The sequence below is a fragment of the Embleya hyalina genome, assembly GCF_003967355.1.
Classification (GTDB): Bacteria; Actinomycetota; Actinomycetes; order Streptomycetales; family Streptomycetaceae; genus Embleya; species Embleya hyalina.
The window spans coordinates 234,369-253,115 of the sequence record NZ_BIFH01000025.1 but is presented as its reverse complement, the minus strand read 5'-3'; the positions used below and the strand labels follow the sequence as shown (position 1 = coordinate 253,115).

The 18,747-nt window shown below is 70.5% G+C and carries 13 protein-coding genes; 7 read left to right on the top strand and 6 right to left on the bottom strand.

Translation table 11 applies throughout. The features are described from left to right. The first annotated feature begins 13 nt into the window (after window positions 1–13). A complete protein-coding gene (locus tag EMA17_RS27525) occupies window positions 14–598 on the top strand; it encodes a TetR/AcrR family transcriptional regulator (RefSeq protein WP_126639808.1) in 585 nt (194 codons plus the stop codon). Between the two features lie 115 nt (window positions 599–713). On the opposite strand, the gene EMA17_RS27520 is transcribed toward EMA17_RS27525, so the two are convergent. From EMA17_RS27520 to EMA17_RS27500, 5 genes are all read right to left on the bottom strand, one after another. Continuing rightward, window positions 714–1,085 (bottom strand): hypothetical protein, encoded by a 372-nt coding sequence (locus tag EMA17_RS27520; RefSeq protein WP_174861439.1) that lies wholly within the window; start codon window positions 1,083–1,085, stop codon window positions 714–716. Between the two features lie 378 nt (window positions 1,086–1,463). Next, window positions 1,464–2,717, bottom strand: a complete 1,254-nt coding sequence (locus EMA17_RS27515; RefSeq protein ID WP_126639807.1) for a cytochrome P450 — start codon at window positions 2,715–2,717, stop codon at window positions 1,464–1,466. 451 nt (window positions 2,718–3,168) lie between these two features. Beyond that, window positions 3,169–4,578, bottom strand: a complete 1,410-nt coding sequence (locus EMA17_RS27510) for an MFS transporter (protein WP_246126927.1) — start codon at window positions 4,576–4,578, stop codon at window positions 3,169–3,171. Window positions 4,579–4,820: 242 nt separating this feature from the next. Then, window positions 4,821–7,124, bottom strand: a complete 2,304-nt coding sequence (locus EMA17_RS27505) for a S9 family peptidase (RefSeq protein WP_126639806.1) — start codon at window positions 7,122–7,124, stop codon at window positions 4,821–4,823. A 62-nt stretch (window positions 7,125–7,186) separates the two neighbouring features. Beyond that, a complete protein-coding gene (locus EMA17_RS27500; protein WP_126639805.1) occupies window positions 7,187–7,855 on the bottom strand; it encodes a TetR/AcrR family transcriptional regulator in 669 nt (222 codons plus the stop codon). Window positions 7,856–8,112: 257 nt separating this feature from the next. Here EMA17_RS27500 and EMA17_RS27495 point away from each other — a divergent pair, with 257 nt between their 5' ends. From EMA17_RS27495 to EMA17_RS27470, 6 genes are all read left to right on the top strand, one after another. After that, the gene (locus tag EMA17_RS27495; RefSeq protein WP_246126926.1) at window positions 8,113–10,107 is read left to right on the top strand and encodes an alpha/beta hydrolase family protein; all 1,995 of its coding nucleotides are present in this window, start codon (window positions 8,113–8,115) and stop codon (window positions 10,105–10,107) included. Further along, complete coding sequence (locus EMA17_RS27490) at window positions 10,100–11,329, top strand: metal-dependent hydrolase family protein (protein ID WP_126639804.1); 1,230 nt, start codon at window positions 10,100–10,102, stop codon at window positions 11,327–11,329. The genes EMA17_RS27495 and EMA17_RS27490 overlap by 8 nt, the downstream gene beginning before the upstream one ends. Next, entirely contained in the window at window positions 11,329–12,585 is a 1,257-nt protein-coding gene (locus tag EMA17_RS27485; RefSeq protein ID WP_126639803.1) for an alpha/beta hydrolase, read from the top strand. Before EMA17_RS27490 ends, EMA17_RS27485 begins: the two co-directional genes overlap by 1 nt. Before the next feature lie 278 nt (window positions 12,586–12,863). Next, window positions 12,864–14,096 carry a PucR family transcriptional regulator gene (locus tag EMA17_RS27480; RefSeq protein WP_126639802.1) on the top strand — a complete coding sequence of 411 codons (1,233 nt, stop codon included), beginning with the start codon at window positions 12,864–12,866 and terminating at the stop codon, window positions 14,094–14,096. A gap of 95 nt (window positions 14,097–14,191) precedes the next feature. Beyond that, the gene (locus tag EMA17_RS27475) at window positions 14,192–15,214 is read left to right on the top strand and encodes an ornithine cyclodeaminase family protein (protein WP_126639801.1); all 1,023 of its coding nucleotides are present in this window, start codon (window positions 14,192–14,194) and stop codon (window positions 15,212–15,214) included. 64 nt (window positions 15,215–15,278) lie between these two features. Then, window positions 15,279–16,577, top strand: a complete 1,299-nt coding sequence (locus tag EMA17_RS27470; RefSeq protein ID WP_126639800.1) for an NAD(P)/FAD-dependent oxidoreductase — start codon at window positions 15,279–15,281, stop codon at window positions 16,575–16,577. 411 nt (window positions 16,578–16,988) lie between these two features. Here the strand turns inward: EMA17_RS27470 and EMA17_RS27465 are convergent, their stop codons facing one another. After that, entirely contained in the window at window positions 16,989–18,650 is a 1,662-nt protein-coding gene (locus EMA17_RS27465) for an alpha/beta fold hydrolase (protein WP_246126925.1), read from the bottom strand. Window positions 18,651–18,747: the final 97 nt, after the last annotated feature.

Sequence of the window (18,747 nt, the reverse complement as noted above, 5' to 3'; positions counted from 1 at the left end):
GTGGGGTGGCAGGGTGTCGAGCCGTCAGTCATTGATCTTGGAAGCCGCCGCCGGGCTCATCGCCCGACGCGGGGTGCGCGGCCTGCGGGTGGAGGAACTCGCCGCCGAGGCCGGAGTGTCCGTCGGGTTGGTCTACTACCACTTCGGCGACCGGGCCGGACTCATGCGGCGCACCTGGGAGTTCATCAACGAGCGTGCCGAGCGCTACACGCGGTCCGACGCCGATCCGGACCTGGATCCGCGCGGCCGGCTGGAGGAAATGCTGCTGCTCGAACTCCAGGACGCCCCCGAGGTGCGGGAGAACAGCACGGCCTGGGGGGAGTTCCGGGCGAGCTCCGTCTTCGTGCCGGAACTGGGTCTTCAGGTGCGCGAAGCGACCATGCACTGGGTGCGGGACGCGCAGGAGTTGATCCGCCGCGGGCAGGACAACGGCGACATCGCCCCGACCGTGACCCCGGCCGACGCGGCCGAGCGACTCACGGCCCTCGTCGAGGGCCTGAGCGAGCGCTGGCTGGCCGGTTCGCTCCCCCTGGATCGGGCACGTTTCCTGCTGCGGAGCGCGCTGGCCCTGGAACTCGGTTCGCGGCCGCGCGGCTGACCCGTCCGATCCGACGCTTCGGTGGGTGTCGGAGATCCGGCGACCGCCTCGCGATGTTCGGCGCGCGCACTTTGTTCTCGGACCCGAGGCGGGTGCCGACGGTCGCCGAGTGGAGTCAGAGCAGCGCCGCGGTGAGGGGCTCGACGAACTTCGCTCCGCTGCGCCGGGGCGGTGTGTGGCAGGGGTGGAACAACACCATCGTCTCCAGCGTCCCGGTCCAGGGGCGGCAGGTTGCCCCGGACCAGTCGGGTTCCCAGCCCGGGCGCAGGCCGCGCACGCCCCAGCCGTCGGGGCGTCGGGAGGGGAGGGCACCGGTGGTGGTGTGGTGGACGGCCTGGGTGTAGACGTGGCGGGCCGTGGCCAGGGCGTCCTCGGCCGTGGCGGCATTTCCGGTGAGTACGTGGATGCCGTGCGTGTCGGTCCTGGGATCACGGATGGGAACGTCGACCTGATAGACGGGGTGCGTGTCGTAGACCGGGGTGTTCATGACGATTCCTTGAAGTGCAGCCCGTATGCGTCGGTGACGAATCCCCGGGTCGCGCCGAGGCCGGTTCCGATACCGCGGGCGGTATGGGTGTCCGAATTCGTGATCGTCGCCGTGGTGGCGACGGCTTGGGCCCGGTCGAGGGTTCCGCGTGGCGTTCGTTTCCGCGGAACGGTGGGTTCGAAGTACATGGCGTCGCTCCTGGGATTCGCCCCGGCGGCCATTCGAGGCCACCGTCCTTACTTGTACCGTATTGATACCGTACGAGTACGTTAACACGTTTCGATGCGAAGTGCACTGGAATCGACACGATCCTCGTGGGCGGCGAAATCCTCCTCGGACGCGCCTGGGTCCGGCCCGGGTCCGGGTGACGCGGAACGTTCACGCGTCGGCGTTGCTCGTCGTCGGTGTGCCGACGGTGGTTGTCCGTGTCCCGGCCCGTCGGGCGGTGCGGCGGCCGTCGGGGGTCACGTCGAGAGGGAGCCGTTCCCAGCCACGCAGGACGTTGCCGAGTGTTCGCTCGGGAGTGCCGGCCGGGCGTATCCGGCTACAGCGCCGCGCCAAGGCGGTCAGGACCGCGCGGGCCTGGAGAGTCGCCAGGCGGTTGCCGGCGCACACGTGGGATCCGACCCCGAGCGCCAGGTGGCGATCGGCGTCCGGACGGTAGGCGTCGAACCGGTCGGCGGACTTCCCCCATCGTCGTTCGTCGCGGCCGGCGGAACCGTGGAGGAGCCACACCCGATTCCCTGCCGGGATCCGCGTGTCGCCGATGGCGACGTCCCGGGTGACACGACGGCCGAAAGCCTGGACGGGCGCGTCGAACCGCAGCGCCTCGTGGAAGACCTGATCGGCGGTCACGCGTCTGTTGCGCAGATTGGCGAACTGGCCGGGGTGGGTGGCCAGGAGGTGGATGGCGGTGGAGATGCCGTGGACGGTGGTGTCCATGCCCGCGGTGGTGTAGGCGAACATCAGGGGCACGACCTCCTCCTGCGTGATCTCGCCCGCGCCGGCCGCGGTGTGTGTGGCGGCCAACCACGATCCGGGGCGCATCGCGTCCACGGTGACCACGTCTTCGAGGAAGGCGGACATGGCGGCGGTCACAGGCCCCGCACCCGCGCAGCGGGCGTCGGCCGGGCCGAACAGGTCGAACGCGGCCGCGGCGTCGCCGAGCAGCGAGTCGCGGGTCGCGGCCGGGAACCCCATCAGACCCAGGACGATGTCGACAACCAGGGGCCGCGCCAAGTCCCGGGCGGCGTCGAACGTTTCGCGTGCGACGAGTTCCCGCACCAACCTGTCGGCCCGCTTGTGCACGCCGGCGGTCAGCACGTCGATGGCGGGCCGGGCGAGTTGCCGCGACAGGATCCGGCACAGCCGGGCGTGGTCGGGTCCGTCGGAGGCCGACACGGTCCCGGCGGGAATGTCGCGATCGGCCTCGGGAACCGCAGCGATGCGGTCGACAGGGGAGAAGACGCGCGGGTGGGTGAGCGCGGCGAGGACGTCGGCGTATCGGGGCAGGGCCCAGGCGTCGTGCTCGGTCAGGTGGATTGCCGAGCCTTGGGCCCGGAGCTCCGCGTATCGGGGGTAGGGGTCGGCGCGTGTGGCGTCACAGAAGAGGTCGACGGAGGAAGAGGACATCGGCGGAGCTCCATGGGAGGACGGTGAGGAGCCGGGGGACGGCGACGGGCGACGATGAGGTTGTCCGGGAGGGCCAAGGCGGAAGTCGCCGCGCAGTGCCCGGAGTTGCCCGAACAGGAGCGTCCTGCCGCAGGTTGTCGCACCATCGTTCGGCCGTCCCGCGGCGCTCGTCGGCTCGACTGTGGCCACGACCGCTCCGGCGTGCTCGATGCTCCCTGTCACGGCTGTGCGGCGGACGGCCGGGATCCACCGGCCGGGCGAGTCGACCGACGAAGTGCCCCGGTCGGCGGGGAAGGACCGCGGTTTGGTGGTGCGGTTGGTCCGGGCCGGGAGCGGCGGCCTCGAACCAACCCGGTCACCTACGCGGCCGACCGCTGCGGCTTCCCCGGCCTCCGCGGCGCCGGGAGGCCGGGAGCCGGTGCCGCCGGTCGTCGGGTGACGAATCCCGGGGTCATGCCGGCACCGGGGTCGGGAGACGCCGGGGCAGTGCGACGCTGAGGACGAGGGCGATCATGCCGACCGCCGCGCTGATCACGAAGGTGGTCGTGTAGGCGTCCCAGCTCGGTATCGGTGTGCCGGGAACGGGATCGGAGGCGAGCACACTGGCGCCGATCTGGCCACCGAGGGTGGCGCCGACGCTGCGCAGGACGAACGCGGTGCCGGCCACGCTCGCGGTGCGGTCGGCGGGGACGACGCTGACCACGATGTTCATCGACTGGGTCGTGCTGAGGCCGATCCCGATGCCGCAGACGGCACTGGAGAGGTAGAGGGCCACGGCCTTGCCGTCGGCGAGGAGCAGCAGCAGGCTGGAGCCGACGATGAGCGCGGTGCTCAGGGCCATCACGCCGCGGGTGCCGAGGATACGCTCCGCGTGGGGGGTGAGCGGAGAACTCGCCAGGGCGAACACCCCGAGGGGCAGGAGCAGCAGCCCGACGGTGGCGGTGTCGGCTCCGAGTCCGTATCCGGTGCTCTTGGGGAGGCTGGCCAGGCTGGGTACCACGACGTACAGGGCGAATGTGCCGAACCCGACGACGAAGGCCACCACGCAGGTCAGGACGACCGGTCGGTTCCGGAGTCCGCGCAGGTCGATCAACGGGTGTGTCGTGCGGAGTTCGCGGGCCACGAACAGGGGGAGCAGGACGGCCGCGATCGCGACACGGATGAGGAACGGCGCCGAGGTCCAGCCGTGTTCGGGTGCGACCGTCAGGCCCAGCAGCAGGGCGACCAGTCCGGAGCCCAGGAGGACGGCGCCGAGCCAGTCGATCGATCCGCTGCCCGCGGCCGGGCAGTCGGGCACGATCTGACAGACGACGACGAGTGCGATGAACATGACGGTCAGCGGGATCCAGAACAGCCAGGTGAACGACAGGGCGCTGATGATCCAGCCGGAGGCCAGGAGGCCGAACGCGGCGGCCAGTGCCGTCGAGCCGACGATCAGGCCGATGGCGGGCTTGAGTCGGTTCGCGGGCTGGGTGTCGTTGAGCAGGCCGATGGCGAGGGGTTGCAGTCCGGCTCCGACGCCCTGGATCATCTGACCCGCGATCAGTTGCCCCACCGAGTTCGCCGTCGCGGACACGACGATGCCGACGAGCACGACGGCGACGACGGCGATGAGGACCCGGCGTTTGTCGGCGACGTCGCACAGGCGGCCGATCACCGGGGTCGCGACGGCGCCGACGAGCAGCAGGCCGGTGAAGGCCCAGGTGACCGCCTGGGGCGAGGCGTCGAGATCTGCCCGGATTTGCGGCAGTGCCGGGATCAGCATTGCCTCCAGCGCGGTGTAGACGGAGAGCACCACGGTGAGGATGAAGGGCGTAGCGCCCGGTCTTGCCGTGCGGATGGATCTGACTTCGGCGGTCATGACGATTCTCCTGATCGGGGATCACGGCGGGTGGTCGGGGTGGTGGCGTGCGTGGCGGATGCCGCTCGTGGTGGGAGGCGTTCGGCCGCTGTCGTCGGACGAGTACGTCCGGTCGCGGATGGGGTGCCCGGAGACCGGCTCGATGATCGAGCCGGTGCGGGTGGTCGAGGCGACGGTGCGGCTCGGCTCCCGTACGGGAGGGGCCGACTTCCGATCCCGAGTCCGGGGATTCGCGAGTGGGCCTATCCGAGCAGTTCGGCGAGGTGTTCGGCGCCGGCGGGGAAGGGCCGCAGCGCGTATCCCGAGGGTGGTTGCGTCCCGAGCAGGTGTCGGACGAGGTGGTCCCACATCCGGCGCGTGACGTAGTGCTCGCGGCCCATGAAGATGTGTTCGACGCCGGGGACGACGAGCAGGTCGAAGTCCTTGTCGGCGTCGATCAGGGCGTCGACGAGGTTGAGGGTCTGATAGGGCAGGACGTTGTCGTCGAGTTCGCCGTGGACGAGCAGCAGCTTCCCGGACAGGTTGGCGGCCAGGCCCGGATTGGCGGCGTCGGCCCATTGCTCCGGGGTGCCTTCGCCGAGGTAGGTGTCGGCCCACAGGGCCAGGTAGTGGCGGATGTCGTGGTTGCCGCACAGTGCGACACCGACCTTGTACAGGTCGGGGTGGGTGAGCATCGCCCGGACGGTGGCGAAGCCGCCGCCGGACGCGCCGGCGATGCCTACCCGGTCGAGGTCGATCCAGGGGTGGCGGTCGACCAGTTGGTGGATCGCGGCGACGTGGTCCTCGAGGAAGCCGGCGTTGCCGAGGTTGCCGTAGGAGGCGTCGTGGAATGCCTTGCTGCGGCCGGGGGTGCCGCGTCCGTCCACCGTGACGACGGCGAATCCCAGGGCGGCGAGCGTTTCCGGGGACACGAAGTGGGGGTTGGCGAAGCCCGCGGTGGTGCGCATGACCTGAGGGCCGGGGTAGGCCGAATCGACCAGCGGATACCGCCGGGACGGATCGAATCCGTGTGGGCGCCAGAGGGTGCCGTGGATGTCGGTGACCCCGTCGGCGGCCTTGGCGCTGAACCGCTCCGGTGGCGTCCAGCCCGCGCCGACCAGCAACGCGGTGTCGGGTCGCTCGAGTTCGAGCACGGTCGCGCCGGCGACATCGCACACGACGGTCCTCGGCGGTGTGTCCACGGTGGAGGCCGTGTCGAGGAACCAGGCGCCGGACACGGCGACGACGACCTCGTGATCGAACGCGTCGTCGCTGTGATTGACGAATCCGGTGCCGTCGAGTCCGACGGTGCACAGTTGCCGGGCGTAGGGCTCACCGGGTACCAGCCCGGAGGCGAGGAACAGGACGGTGCGGTTGTCCTCGTCGACGTGCAGGATGCCGCGGACCGCCCACGCCCCCGACGTGATCCGGGTCGGCGCCGGCTCGTCGGTCGAGGCGGGGTCCGGCGGCCGCGGTGGTGCGGGGTAGAGGTACAGGTGTCCCCAGCCGTCGCGCTGGGAGTACCACAGGACCTCACCGGTGCTCAGCACTCGGACCATCGGTCGGTCGAAGATCAGTTGTGCGGGTTCCACGCGGGTGGTGCCGTGCTCGTCCACGAGGAGGTCGACGGCGCCGGTGTCGGGATCGAGGCGGTACAGCCCGAGCGAGCGGGAGTAGCGGGGCTGTCGCAGGAAATACAGGGAGGCGCCGTCGGGGGACCACCAGACCCAGCCGCGCGCGAACGGGGACAGGTGGCCGATGTGCGACGGGCCGGTCGCCTCCCACACCGCCGAACGGCGCGCCACGTCCAGCACGACGAAGTGCATGCGGGCGTGCTGTTCGTCCTGCGGCATGGCGTAGCGGAAGGAGTGCGCCACCGGCGGCCCGCCGTCGCGGGGGGTCGACTCGACCAACACCTGTTCGCGCAGGTGCCGTTGGTCGATCCGGTGGGTGACCAGTCGGCGCGAGTCGGGTGACCAGGCCAGCATCGGGGGCGCGGTGACGCCCGCGTTGCGCAGCATGATCCGCGACAGTGCCACGTCGAGGTTCGAACCGTAGTCGAAGTACTCTTCGCCGTCGTGGGTGAGGGCGAACTCCTCGGTGCGGTCGGCCGAGCGCACCCAGATGTCGTGGTCGCGCACGAACGCGACCCACGCCCCGTCGGGTGAGGGCTGTTCGTGGATGGCGTTGTGCCCGGGGTCGTCGATCCGGGTGCACCGGTCGTCGTCGGGTACGTACCGCCATCGGGCGTCGAACGCGGTGAACTCGACGGTGTCGCCGCTGCGGCCGATCGAGGTGAACGGGAGATGTGCGCCTTCCACCGCCGTGCCGGACGCCGCCGACAGGGCGGCGGCCAGCCGGTCGTGATCGAACGCCGCCCCGCGATCGCCGGCGGCGGGGTCGACCAGGACGAACCGGCGGCCCTGTGCGGTGTCGACGCGGTACCAGAAACGGTCGGTGCCGTCCTCCCGGTTCGGGCGGATCCTCGCGCCCGGAACCAGGCGCGCCGCGTTGTGTGGAAGCAGTTGCTCGGCGCGGCGGTAGTCGGCGGTCGTGAGTGTGGTCACGATGCACCCCTTTTCAGGCAGTTCGTTGTGATGAAAGCCCAGGGAGACTTCGCCGGATCCGCCTACCGGGGCGGAATCTGTCGAAGGATGAGATCGAGCCCGTGCTCGAAGAGTTCCTCCTGGGTGAAGGCGGGAAGTCCCAGCCCCAAGGCGTGCAGCGTCGGATACTCCTCGGCGGGGAGGGCCTGCAGGCTCCGCTGCTCCTTCGACCACGCGCCCGGGTCCTCGTCCGACGGCTTGCGCGTCGGATACAAGGTGGCGGCGCCGATCGTGAAGCGGATCAGGGTCGCCACCATTCCCACCGCGTCGCGGACGCCCATGCCGTGGGTCAGCAGGACGGCGTAGAGCGTCTCGCTGATCCGTAGATCGCTGGGGCCGGAGGCGTTGACGGCGAGATGGATGCGGGCGACTTCGGCGTGCTCGACCATCAGCCGGAAATACGACCGCAGCAGCGTGCGGATGCCGTCGAGGCCCTCCTCCACCGCCGGGACCCGTACCGCGGCGATCGCGTTGTCGTATACCGCGGCGAGGACTTCGTCCTTGCTGCGGAAGTGGGTGTACAGCGACATCGGGCGCACGTCGAGGTCGTCGGCGATGCGCCGCATCGTGATCGCGTCGATGCCTTCCGAGTCCATGATCGCCGTCGCGGCCGCGACCACCCGCGCTCGGTCGAGGCTTCCGCGAGGGGCGCGTTTGCGCGGAGCGGTGCGTTTCGAAGGGCTGTCGTCCATGGTGTCGCTCCTGAGGTTTGCCCCGTCGACCCCTCGAGGCCGCTAGCCGTACGAGTACCGTACATGTACGGTAGCAAATGTCAACGCGAAACGCCGAGAGGCCGAGACGGCGATCGTCCGACCTCCGGTCGGGCCATGGGCGACAACGCGCCCTGTGTCGCCGAGTACCGCCCCTTCTCATCGAGGTGGCCGGGGAGACCGGCGGCGTGGACATCATGTGAAGGGAAAAGCCATTGTTGGAAGAGCGGAGCGCCTCCATGCAGTACGAGAGGGTTCTGGAGCACCTGCGTGCGCTGCACCGGCCCGGTTTCGGCCGGCCGTCGAGCCTTCGGGAGCCGCACGTGACGCGCGACGGCACCCGCACGGTGGTGACGGCGGACGTCCTGCACAAGCTCGCGGGAGCGCCGCGAACCGCCCTCTTCACCGCGGAGGACGGCCGATTCCGGCAGGTGTCGGCGCCCGGTGCCTCGGCGCGGTCGGGGCGGTTCTCCCCCGACGGGCGCACGCTGGCGTTCCTGTCGGACCGCGCGGACAAGGGCGTGTACCAGTTGCACCTGTGGGCGGAGGATCGGCTGGGCGAGGCGGAGGCGGCGCCCGCGGTCCCGGGAACGGTGGAATACCTCCACTGGTCGCCGGACGGTCGGCGCATCCTGCTGGGCGTCGCCGGTCTCGGCGCGGAACTCTCCGGCGGACAGGGATCGGGCACCAACCGCGGGGGCATCGACGACGCGCCGCCGTGGTTCCCGCGCGTCGACGATGACGTCGCCGACGAGGCCTGGCGCAGCCTGTGGCTGTACACGCCCGCCACCGGTGTGCTCGAACGTCTGTCCGCCGAGGGCCTGAACTGCTGGGAAGCCGGGTGGTGCGGGCCCGGTCGTGTCGCGGCCGTCACCTCCGAGGCTCCCTGGGAGGACTCCTGGTACGGCGCGGTCCTGAGCCTGATCGACCTGGACGGCGCGGTAAACGAGGTGTTGGACAGCAAGGTTCAACTCGGGCTGCCGACCGGCTCGCCGAACGGCCGCTGGGTGGCGGTGGCGGAGGCGGTGTGCAGCGACCGCTGGCTGGTCGCCGGTGACCTCCTCCTGATCGACGGCGCCTCCGGTGCGGTGCGTCGGATCGACACCCTCGGCACCGACGTGACCCGCCTCGAGTGGATCGACGACGAGCGGCTCGGCTATCTGGGGCAGCGCCGGTTGGACTCGGTGGCCGGCATCGTCCGGATCGACGACGGCAGCGTGTCCGAGGTGCTCGCCACCGCCAACGCCTGTGGTGGCAGCACGTTCCACACCGACGGCGCGTTCACCGACGACGGCCGCGTGTGCACGATCCAGGAGTCCTACCGGCTTCCGCAACAACTGGTGTTGTCCGGAAAGGACGGCGACCGAGTACTCGCGTCCACCGCCCACGAGGGCACCGACTACCTGAGGTCGGTGGCCGGCACCGCGGAACCGGTGACCTGGAGCGCCCCCGACGGACTGGAGATCGACGGCATCCTGTGCAGGCCCGCGGGCGAGGGGCCCTTCCCCCTGGTCGTGAACATCCACGGCGGCCCGATCTGGCAGTTCCGCGACATGTGGTCGATGAAGTACCCGTGGGTGCCGCTGCTGGTGTCGCGCGGATACGCGGTGCTCAACCCCAACCCCCGCGGCAGCAGCGGTCGCGGACAGGCCTTCGCGGGCCTGGTCGTGGGCGACATGGGCGGCGACGACACCCTGGACTACCTGTCCGGGATCGACGCGCTCGTCGAACGCGGCATCGTCGACGGGTCCAGGGTCGGCCTGATCGGCGCGAGCTACGGAGGCTACATGTCGTCGTGGCTGGTCACCCAGGACCCGCGGTTCGCGGCGGCCGTGCCCATCTCCCCGGTGACCGACTGGTACAGCCAGGGCTTCACGAGCAACATCGCCGCGTGGGGCAACCGGTTCCTCGACGCCGATCCGACCCAGCCCGGATCCCGCGTGCACACGCGCAGCCCGGTGCTGCACGCCGGCCAGGCCCGCACGCCGTGTCTGAACGTCGCCGGCGCCCTGGACAACTGCACTCCGCCGACCCAGGCACAGGAGTTCCACCACGCGCTTCGGGCACACGGGGTGCCGTCGGTGCTGGTGATCTACCCGCAGGAGGGGCACGGAGTGCGGGCCTACCCCGCGCAGATCGACTTCATGACCCGCGTATTGGACTGGTTCGAGCGCTACATGCCCGGCGAAGGCGCGCTCGCGACGCAGCGGGAGAAGGAGCGGACGAGTGTCTGACTATTGGATCGTGGGAGCGCGGATCGTCGACGGCACGGGCGCGGATCCCGTCCACGGGCCGGCGATCCACGTCGAGGGCGACCGCATCACGGCGCTGGGCAGGCCGATCGCCGGTGCGCGGACGCTCGACGCCCGGGGACTGACGATCACGCCGGGGCTGATCGACGCGCACGTCCACCTCGGGCTGTCCAGTGACATCGACCCGAGCCTGCGCCGGGAGTTGTCGGTCGCCGAACTGGCGGCGGACATGTTCGACAACTGCGGCCGAACCCTGGACGCCGGTTTCACCACGGTACGAGACACCGGGGGCATCGACGCGGGGCTTGCCCGAGCGGTGTCGGGCGGAAAGGTACGCGGGCCGCGGATTCTGCAGTGCGGTCCGGTCCAGTGCCAGACCGGCGGCCACGGGCACTTCGCCGCTCGGTGGGAACCGACGGCGGACTGGTACGACCACGACATCCCCGGGTTGCGGTCGGTATCGCTCCTGTCCGACGGGCCCGAACAGATGCGCAGGAACGTCCGCGAGACGTTTCGCCGCGGCGCCGACTTCCTCAAACTGTGCGTGACCGGCGGTGTGATGTCGACCCACGACAAGATCGGCGACACCCAGTTCACCAGCGAGGAGATCGCGGTCGCCGTGACCGAGGCGAAGGCCCGCGCCACGTACGTCACCGTCCACGCGCACAACAACGCCGGCATCCGCAACGCGATCCACGCCGGTGTCACCTGCGTGGAACACGGTTCCGAGATCGACGAGGAGACCGCCGGCCTGATGGCGGCGAAGGGAGTGGACCTGGTGCCCACACTGGCGACGATGCACGCACTTCTCGAGGACCCCACCCGGGCCGGCCTGCCTGCGGGGATCGCCGACCGGGTCGGCCCCGTGCTCCAGGGCCAGATCGACGGACTGCGGGCCGCCCGGGCCGCCGGCGTCAGGATCGGCCTGGGCTCCGACCTCATCGGCGCCGACCAACGAGGCCGCGGCCGCGAGTTGACCCTGCGCTCGGACATCGAGAGCCCGATGCTCGCGCTGGAGGCGGCCACCCGCGTCAACGCCCGGATCCTGGGCATCGCCGACAAGGTGGGGACCATCGAGGTCGGCAAGCTCGCCGACCTCACCGTTTGGGCGAGCGACCCCCTGGAGCACCCCGAGGTGTTCGGCGAACCCGACAAGGCGGCACTGGTGATCCAGGGCGGCCGCGTCGTCAAGGACGCCTGCTGATGGCCGCGCTCACCTACGCCGCGCCGACGGGCCCCTACCCCGTCGGAGTGCGGGACGGCGAGGTCCTGGACACGGCATATCCCACGCTGCGGCCCCAGGACGCGAACGGCCGCCGCCTCATGGTGCGCGTCTGGTACCCCGCACAGACCGACGGCCGGACCCGCCGCCCCTACCTCGTGGACGACGAGGCGCGGTCACTGCGGTGGCTCACCGAGGCGACGGGCGCGCCCCGGGAATGGGTGGACCGGCTGGCCGACGTGCGGACCCACGGCGTCGCCGGCGCGGAGCCGGCCGGCCGCGGCTTCCCGACGCTCGTCTTCTCGCACGGCGCCGTCGGCTGGGTGTCCCAGAACACGCCGTTGATGGAACACCTCGCGAGCCACGGATACATCGTGTGGAGCGTCGCGCACCCGGGAGAGGCGTGCGGCGTGCGCTATCCCAACGGCGACACGGTCAGATACGACGACGCGTTCAACAAAACGTTCCTCGGCACGGTCGCGGACCCGCACTACCTGGACAGGATCACCGGTGACGTCGCGACGCGCTTCGCGCTGACGCCGGCGTTCCTGGACGAGCACACCATGGGGCCGTGGTCGCAGCGCTGGGTCGACGACATGCGCGCGGTGATCGACGCGCTCGAGACGGGTATGGTCTCCGGCGCCGCCGCCGACCTGGCCGGCGCCGGCGACACCGCCCGAACGGGTGTGTTCGGCATGTCCTTCGGCGCCGCGGCGGCGGCCTCGACGGCACAGCAGGATCACCGGGTGAAGGCGGTGGTCAACCTCGACGGCGGGCAATTCCTGTCCGATCTGCTCGACACCGACATCCGCGTTCCGTTGCTCCACCTCGCGACCGACATGCGCGTGCAGCTGGAGACGATGGGCTTCCCGCCCGTCACCGCGCTCGACGCCAACGAGTTCTTCTTCGAACCCCTTCGCACCGCAGGCACGAGACGGGACGTGCACCGACTGCGGATGACCGATGTGAGCCACCTCGAACTGACGGATCTCGTGCTGATCCCGGCCCACGACCGCGCGACCGTACTGCCCGGCGGCGGAAAGGCCGAGGCGCAACGCACGATCGACCTCGTGAACGCCTTCATCCGCGCCTACTTCGACGCGGTACTGCTCGGCATCGACAACCGCTTCCCGCAACCGCAGATGACCGAGTTCCCCGAGGTCGTGCCGATCGACCTCGCCCCCGTCCGTACATGGGCACTCGCGAACACGAACCCCCCGACGCATCCGGGGACCTAGCTGTACTGCCCACGGCAGCCCCGCGTGCCCGGCCGGGCAACCCCGGCCGGGCACGGGTCCGGTCAAGGCGCAGGACGGCCGACGGCTCGCCGTCGCCGCGGGCGTCGCCGAACGCCGGCTCGCCCGCGGCGCGTTCTCACAGGGTGTCGGACACGGTTCGCCGGGCCGCGCCGAACCGTGCCGTCACCCGTGGAACCCATCTGCATGGAGGAGGACTTCGTGAGTGTCCGAGATCGGTCGGTGGGATCGCGCCGCGGCGTCGCGTCGGCGGTGCCGCGGTGATCCCTCCGTACACAGACGCGATCCAGCAACTGGTCGACTCGCTCGCCGCGCGGATCCACCGGTCGGTCGCCGTGGACGACCAGCGCGGCAGCCTCATCGTGTCCAGCCGCCACTACGGTGACGAGGACAGGCTCCGTATCGACGTGGTGCTGTCCCGGCACCTGCCGGCCCGCGTCGCCGAATACCTCGACGGCTTCGGCATCTCCACCTCCGACAAGCCCCTGTCGATACCCGGCAGTCCGGCCCTCGGCCTCGATTCCCGACGGTGCTATCCGATCCGTGATCACGGACGGCTGCTCGGCTATCTGTGGCTGATCGACGAAGGCGCGGAGCGCTTGGACGAGCTGGTCGGTGCGTACGTGCTCCGGCTGTCGGCGCGGATGCGGGAGCGGATGCTCCAGGTGGCCGAGGAGGAAAGGCGACGCCGGGCCCTGGTGGCCGACCTCCTGGGCGGGGGCGAGGACTCCGCTCGTGCCGCGAAGGACCTGGTCGATCGGGGGCTCGTCGACGCCCGGGACGAGATCGTGGTCATCGCCACCGACGCGACCACCGACCCCGAGACGGTCGCGGCCGTGATCATGGATTCGACCGGCCGGGCCGGCCACGACGGGCCGGCCATCGGCCCGCTCACGGCCGCGCCGGGCGATCGCGGTGCGGTCCTGGTCACCGGCCGAACCCAGGTGGAACGCACGGCGGCACGGCTGGCCGAGGCGATCCGGAAAGGTGTGCGGCGGCGCGACGCGCGAGACGACGGCGTCTTCGTCGGTCTGAGCGACACCGGCTCGCTCGGTCAGGCCCCGGATCTCTGGCGGCAAGCCGTGCTGGCGGCCTTCGCCGCCGCCGAGTTCCCGGAGTTGGCACCGGTTTCCTCCTGGCGGGACACCGGTGTCTACGGTCCGCTCATGCTCGCCGCGGTGGCGTCTCCCGAGTCGGTCGTGCCGCCCCGGATCGCCGACCTCGGTACCCCTGGACGCGCCGACTCGCCGGCCCACACCGCCGAGGTGTTCCTGGATGCCGCGGGGGACACCGCGACGGCATCGGAGCGGCTGATGATCCACCGGACGACGCTGTACTACCGGCTGGCCCAGATCGAGAACAGGACCGGGTGGAGCCTGAAGAACGGCCGTGATCGGTTGACCTTGCACCTGGGACTGAAGATGCGGCGCCTCCTCGACAGCGGCATTCCGGCGTTGCTACGGGGAGAGGAACAACGCCGGGGAGGTTCCTGATCCGTGCCGATGCCGGTGGGGGTCCGGCGGCTGGAGGCTGTACGGACCCGGCCGGCGGCCGCCGGGTGAGGATCGAGCCCGAAGGAAACCCACACATGACCCTCCCCACGAACCGAGAGCGTGTCGCAAGCCGGTTGCGGATCGGCTCGGAACTGCTCTACCTGTCCCGGCGGGACGTCGAACATCTGCACCTGACGCGGGACGCCATCCTGGAGCTGACCCGCCAGGCCCTGGTCGAGCACGGCCACCGCCGCTACGAGATGCCGGCCAAGATCGGCGTCCACCCGTACGACAACGTCTTCTACCACGCCATGCCGGCCTACCTGCCGGGGCCGGGGATCGTGGGCATGAAGTGGATCGAGTGCTACCCGGACAACCCGCGCACGTTCGACCTTCCGCAGACCACCGGGCTGCTCGTCCTCAACGACGTGGACAGCGGGGTGCCGCTGGCCGTCATGGACTCGGCGTGGCTGACCGCGATGCGCACCCCGGCGGTGACGGTTCTGGCCGCCGCGGCGCTGCACCCCGACGCCACCACGTTCGCGATGTTCGGCTGCGGCGTGCAGGGCATCGAGCATGTCCGCTACGCGGCCCTGGCGATGCCCAAGCTGGAGACCATCCACGTCTACGACACCGACGAGGCGGCCGCCGACGCGCTGATCGCGAAGCTGCGGCCCGACCTGGACCTGCGGATCGTCAAGGGTGAATCGCCCGAAGCGATCGTCAAGAGCGCGCAGGTGCTGAGCTCGGCGACGGTCATCCTGCGTCGGCCGCTCGCGGTGGTGAAGGACGAGTGGGTGACCGCCGGCCAGACGATCCTGCCGTGTGACCTGAACACCTTCTGGGATCCGCGCACCGCCCACCGCGCGGACAAGTACCTCGTCGACAGCATCGAGGAACACGAACTGTTCGCGTCGATGGGGTACTTCCCCGACGGCCTGCCCGAGGTCGTCGCCGAGACCGGCGAGGTGCTGGCCGGTGTGAAGCCCGGTCGGGAGCACGCCGACGAGATCATCGTCAACAGCAACATCGGCATGGCCGTCTGCGACATCGCGGTGGGTCACGCGATCATGCACCATGCGCTCGAGCACGGCGTCGGCACGCGGCTGCCCCTGTGATCTCCGGTCTCGGCGGGCCGACAAGACGTCACCACGCCGTCGTAGGGCGAGGGAGGAAGTACGGATGAATACGGATGTCGTGGTGATCGGCGCGGGGGTGATGGGTTCCTCGATCGCCCTCGAACTCGCCCGCGCGGGGCGGCGGGTGACCGTGGTGGACAAGGCCGGCGGTGTCGGCCTGGGGTCCACCGGTGCCTCCAGTGCCATCGTGCGGTTCAACTTCTCCACGCACGCCGGAGTGGCCGCGTCGTGGGAGGCGCACTTCTGCTGGCGGGCATGGGAGGAACATCTGGGCTGCGTGGTCCCCGATCCCGTACGTTTCGAGCGCTGTGGGATGGCCGTGCTGGACGTGGACGCCGCGCCCCGCGCCGTCTACCTGCCGCTGTTCGACGCGGTCGGGGTCCGCTACGAGGAGTGGGACGCGGCCACCCTGTCGGCCAGGGTCCCGGGTCTGGACGCCGGGCGGTACTGGCCGCCCAAACGACTGGACGACGACGCGTTCTGGGCGCCGGCGACCGGCACGCTCGGGGCAGTGTTCACCCCCGACGCGGGGTATGTCGGCGATCCGCAGTTGGCGGCGCTGAACCTGGCCTCCGCCGCGGAGCGGCACGGTACCGAATTCCGGTTCCGGCGCGCGGTGACCGCAGTCGAGTCGACCGGCGGGCGGGTCACCGCCGTGGTGCTCGACGACGGGTCCCGGTTGGGCTGTGCGACGGTGGTCAACGCGGCCGGCCCCTGGTCCGGGCGGATCAACGATCTGGCCGGGGTGGGCTCGGACTTCACCATCGGAGTCCGACCCTTGCGACAGGAGGTCGCCCACCTCCGGGCGTCCGGCGGCCTCGACCCGAAGGGATCGTCCGGGATCGCCGTGGCCGACATGGACCTGGGGGTGTACATCCGCGGCGAGGTCGGTGGCGGGCTCCTGATCGGCGGGACCGAGCCGGAATGCGACCCACTCGAGTGGGTCGACGACCCGGACGCGGTGAACCCCAACCCGACATCGGCCGTGTTCGAGGCGCAGGTGACCCGGGCGGCCCGGCGGTTGAGCGGGCTGACCGTGCCGAACCGGGCGTGCGGGGTGGTCGGGGTGTACGACGTCGCCGACGACTGGACGCCGATCTACGACCGGACCGAACTGGACGGCTACTTCGTGGCCATGGGCACCAGCGGGAACCAGTTCAAGAACGCCCCGCTGGTGGGGCGGATGATGGCCACGCTGATCGAGGCGGTGGACAACGGGGCGGACCACGACGCCCATCCGGTGCGCTTCGTCGGTCCGTACACCGGCGAGACCATAGACCTGGGCACGTTCTCCCGCCGACGCAGTATCAACAGCGCGAACTCCGGGACCGTGTTCGGCTGAGCCCGGACAGGTCGCCGCTTCGCGCCTCGTCGCCCCCTCACACCCGCACCTCACTGTGGCCGCGCCAGGAGATCCCTTTGATACCCGAGTACTTCGATGCCGCCGATCCCGAATCCCACGGCGACGTCCACGCCGCCCGCGAAGCGACGGACGTCCGCTTCGAGGCGGTTGCCGCCGCGGACTCCGAGAACGAGCCGTTGTTGCTGTGTGTCACCGGCCTCGATGATCCGCCGGACCACGGTGGTGGCGCGTGAGACACCGCCGGCCGAGTTGATCGCTCGGCGAGGGTTGCCCCGGCTCCGGACCCGCGCGGGGCCGCCCGCGCCGAATTCTCGGGCGGGCGGCCGACGTACGGGAGTCGCCCGCCCCCGCGCGCTTCGGCGGAACGGGGGCGGTGGCAGTCCAAGGGGTTCAGAATCGGCGGTCGAGTTTGTATGCCTCGATCAGTTCGTGGGCGCGTTCCTCCAGCGACCGGTTCGATGGACGTGTGGAGCGGGCGGCCGTTCCGTCGGCGGGTACATCCGGCCGCGGGGGACCGGCACAACTCGCGCGGGAGCCGGGGAGTACGCCGTCGATCAGGTAGTCGTCGATCTTCTTGGTGACGCAGGCGTTGCGGCCGTACAGGCTGTGTGTGCCCTCGTCGGTGACCGTGATCAGGTTGTCGTCCAGCCGGTTCGCCATCGCGGGTCCGCCGTCGTATCCGGTGGCCGGGTCGAACTCGGCCTGCACCACGACTCCGGTCGGATACCCCTTGCGTTTCAGGTCGGTGATCCGCTCCGGGGGTGTGAACGACCGGAAGGTGCACTCGGTCGGCTCGGTCGCCGCCGCGCCCCTGCCGTACGGGTACCGGTCGCGGAAGATTCGCATCTGCTCGTAGTAGACGTTCAGGTCCCTGGGCCAGTCGGCCTCACAGGTCACCGCCTGGTACGTGCCGTCGACCGTCGCCGGAGCGGATGCCTTGGCGAGCGCGGCGAGGGCTTTGCCCGCGTCGGCGGACAGCGTTCCGCCGACCGCCTTCCCGATCGCGACGACCAGTTCGGCTTCCAGCGCCCAGACGGCACGCGGAACGGTCTCGTGGCCCAGCATCCGGTCGAAGTAGTTGCGGTCGATCGGCGGGTCCTCGGGATGCCCGGGCGACGGTATCGGTTCGACCGCCAGTCGCTCGCCGATCGTGTCGAGGGTGGCCATCACCCGCGCGAGCGAGTTGCCCAGGTGGTAGGTGTTGTCCCGTTCGGCCACCCAGGCGGCCCAGGCCTCGACGTTTCGCCGGGATGCGACGGCCTGTTGCTTGAACTGTTCGTAGTAGAGCCAGTCCGGGTGCATGGACGAGTCGAGCACACTGCGGTTGAGCCTTCCGGGGAACAGCGTGCCGTAGACGGCGCCGAGGTAGGTGCCGTAGGAGAAGCCGAGGTAGTTGATCTTCTTCTCGCCCAGCGCGGCCCGGATCACGTCCATGTCCCGCGCGGTGTTCGCGGTGCTGACGAACGGCCGCAGGAAACCGCCCGCTCGTTGACATGCCTGTTCCCGTTGGAGCGCGGCGGCCGCCAGCGCGGCGAACTGCGCGTCCGTCGGGCGGGTCGGCCGCGGCGGGTCCTGCTCCACGGCATCGCAGTGCAGGCGAGTGGACCGGCCCACCCCGCGCGGGTCGAAGCCGATCAGGTCGAAACGGTCGGCGATCGCCTCGCCCGCCAGTTCGGTCGGCAACGCCAGTCCTTCGCCGCCGGGACCACCCGGATTCAGTAGCAGGACACCCTTTCGCCTGTCCGGAAAGTTGGCCTTGCGGCGGCTGACCGCGATGTCGAGTCGGCCGTCGCCGGGGCGGCGGTAGTTCATCGGGACGGTGAGTGTGGCGCAGTCCATCCCGGCCCACCGCTTGTTCCACTCCTCCTGCGGAACGTCGGGTGGGGGCGGGCCGGGAACGCACGGCGCCCAGGACGCCCGTTGCCCCGGGAACGACCCGGGCCCGGGATCCTCCGCCGCGGCGGGAACCACCGTCACCCCGAAGACGACGGACACACAGACCGCCAGCAGGGAACCGCGTCGCGATCCCACCACCCGATCTCGAAAACCCACGAAGTCACGCTCCATTCGGCTGCGTTCGACAATCTCGGACGGCTCCGAACCTAGTGACGCCGAGGTTTCGTTCTGTTAACCAACGCTCCCGGTCCGC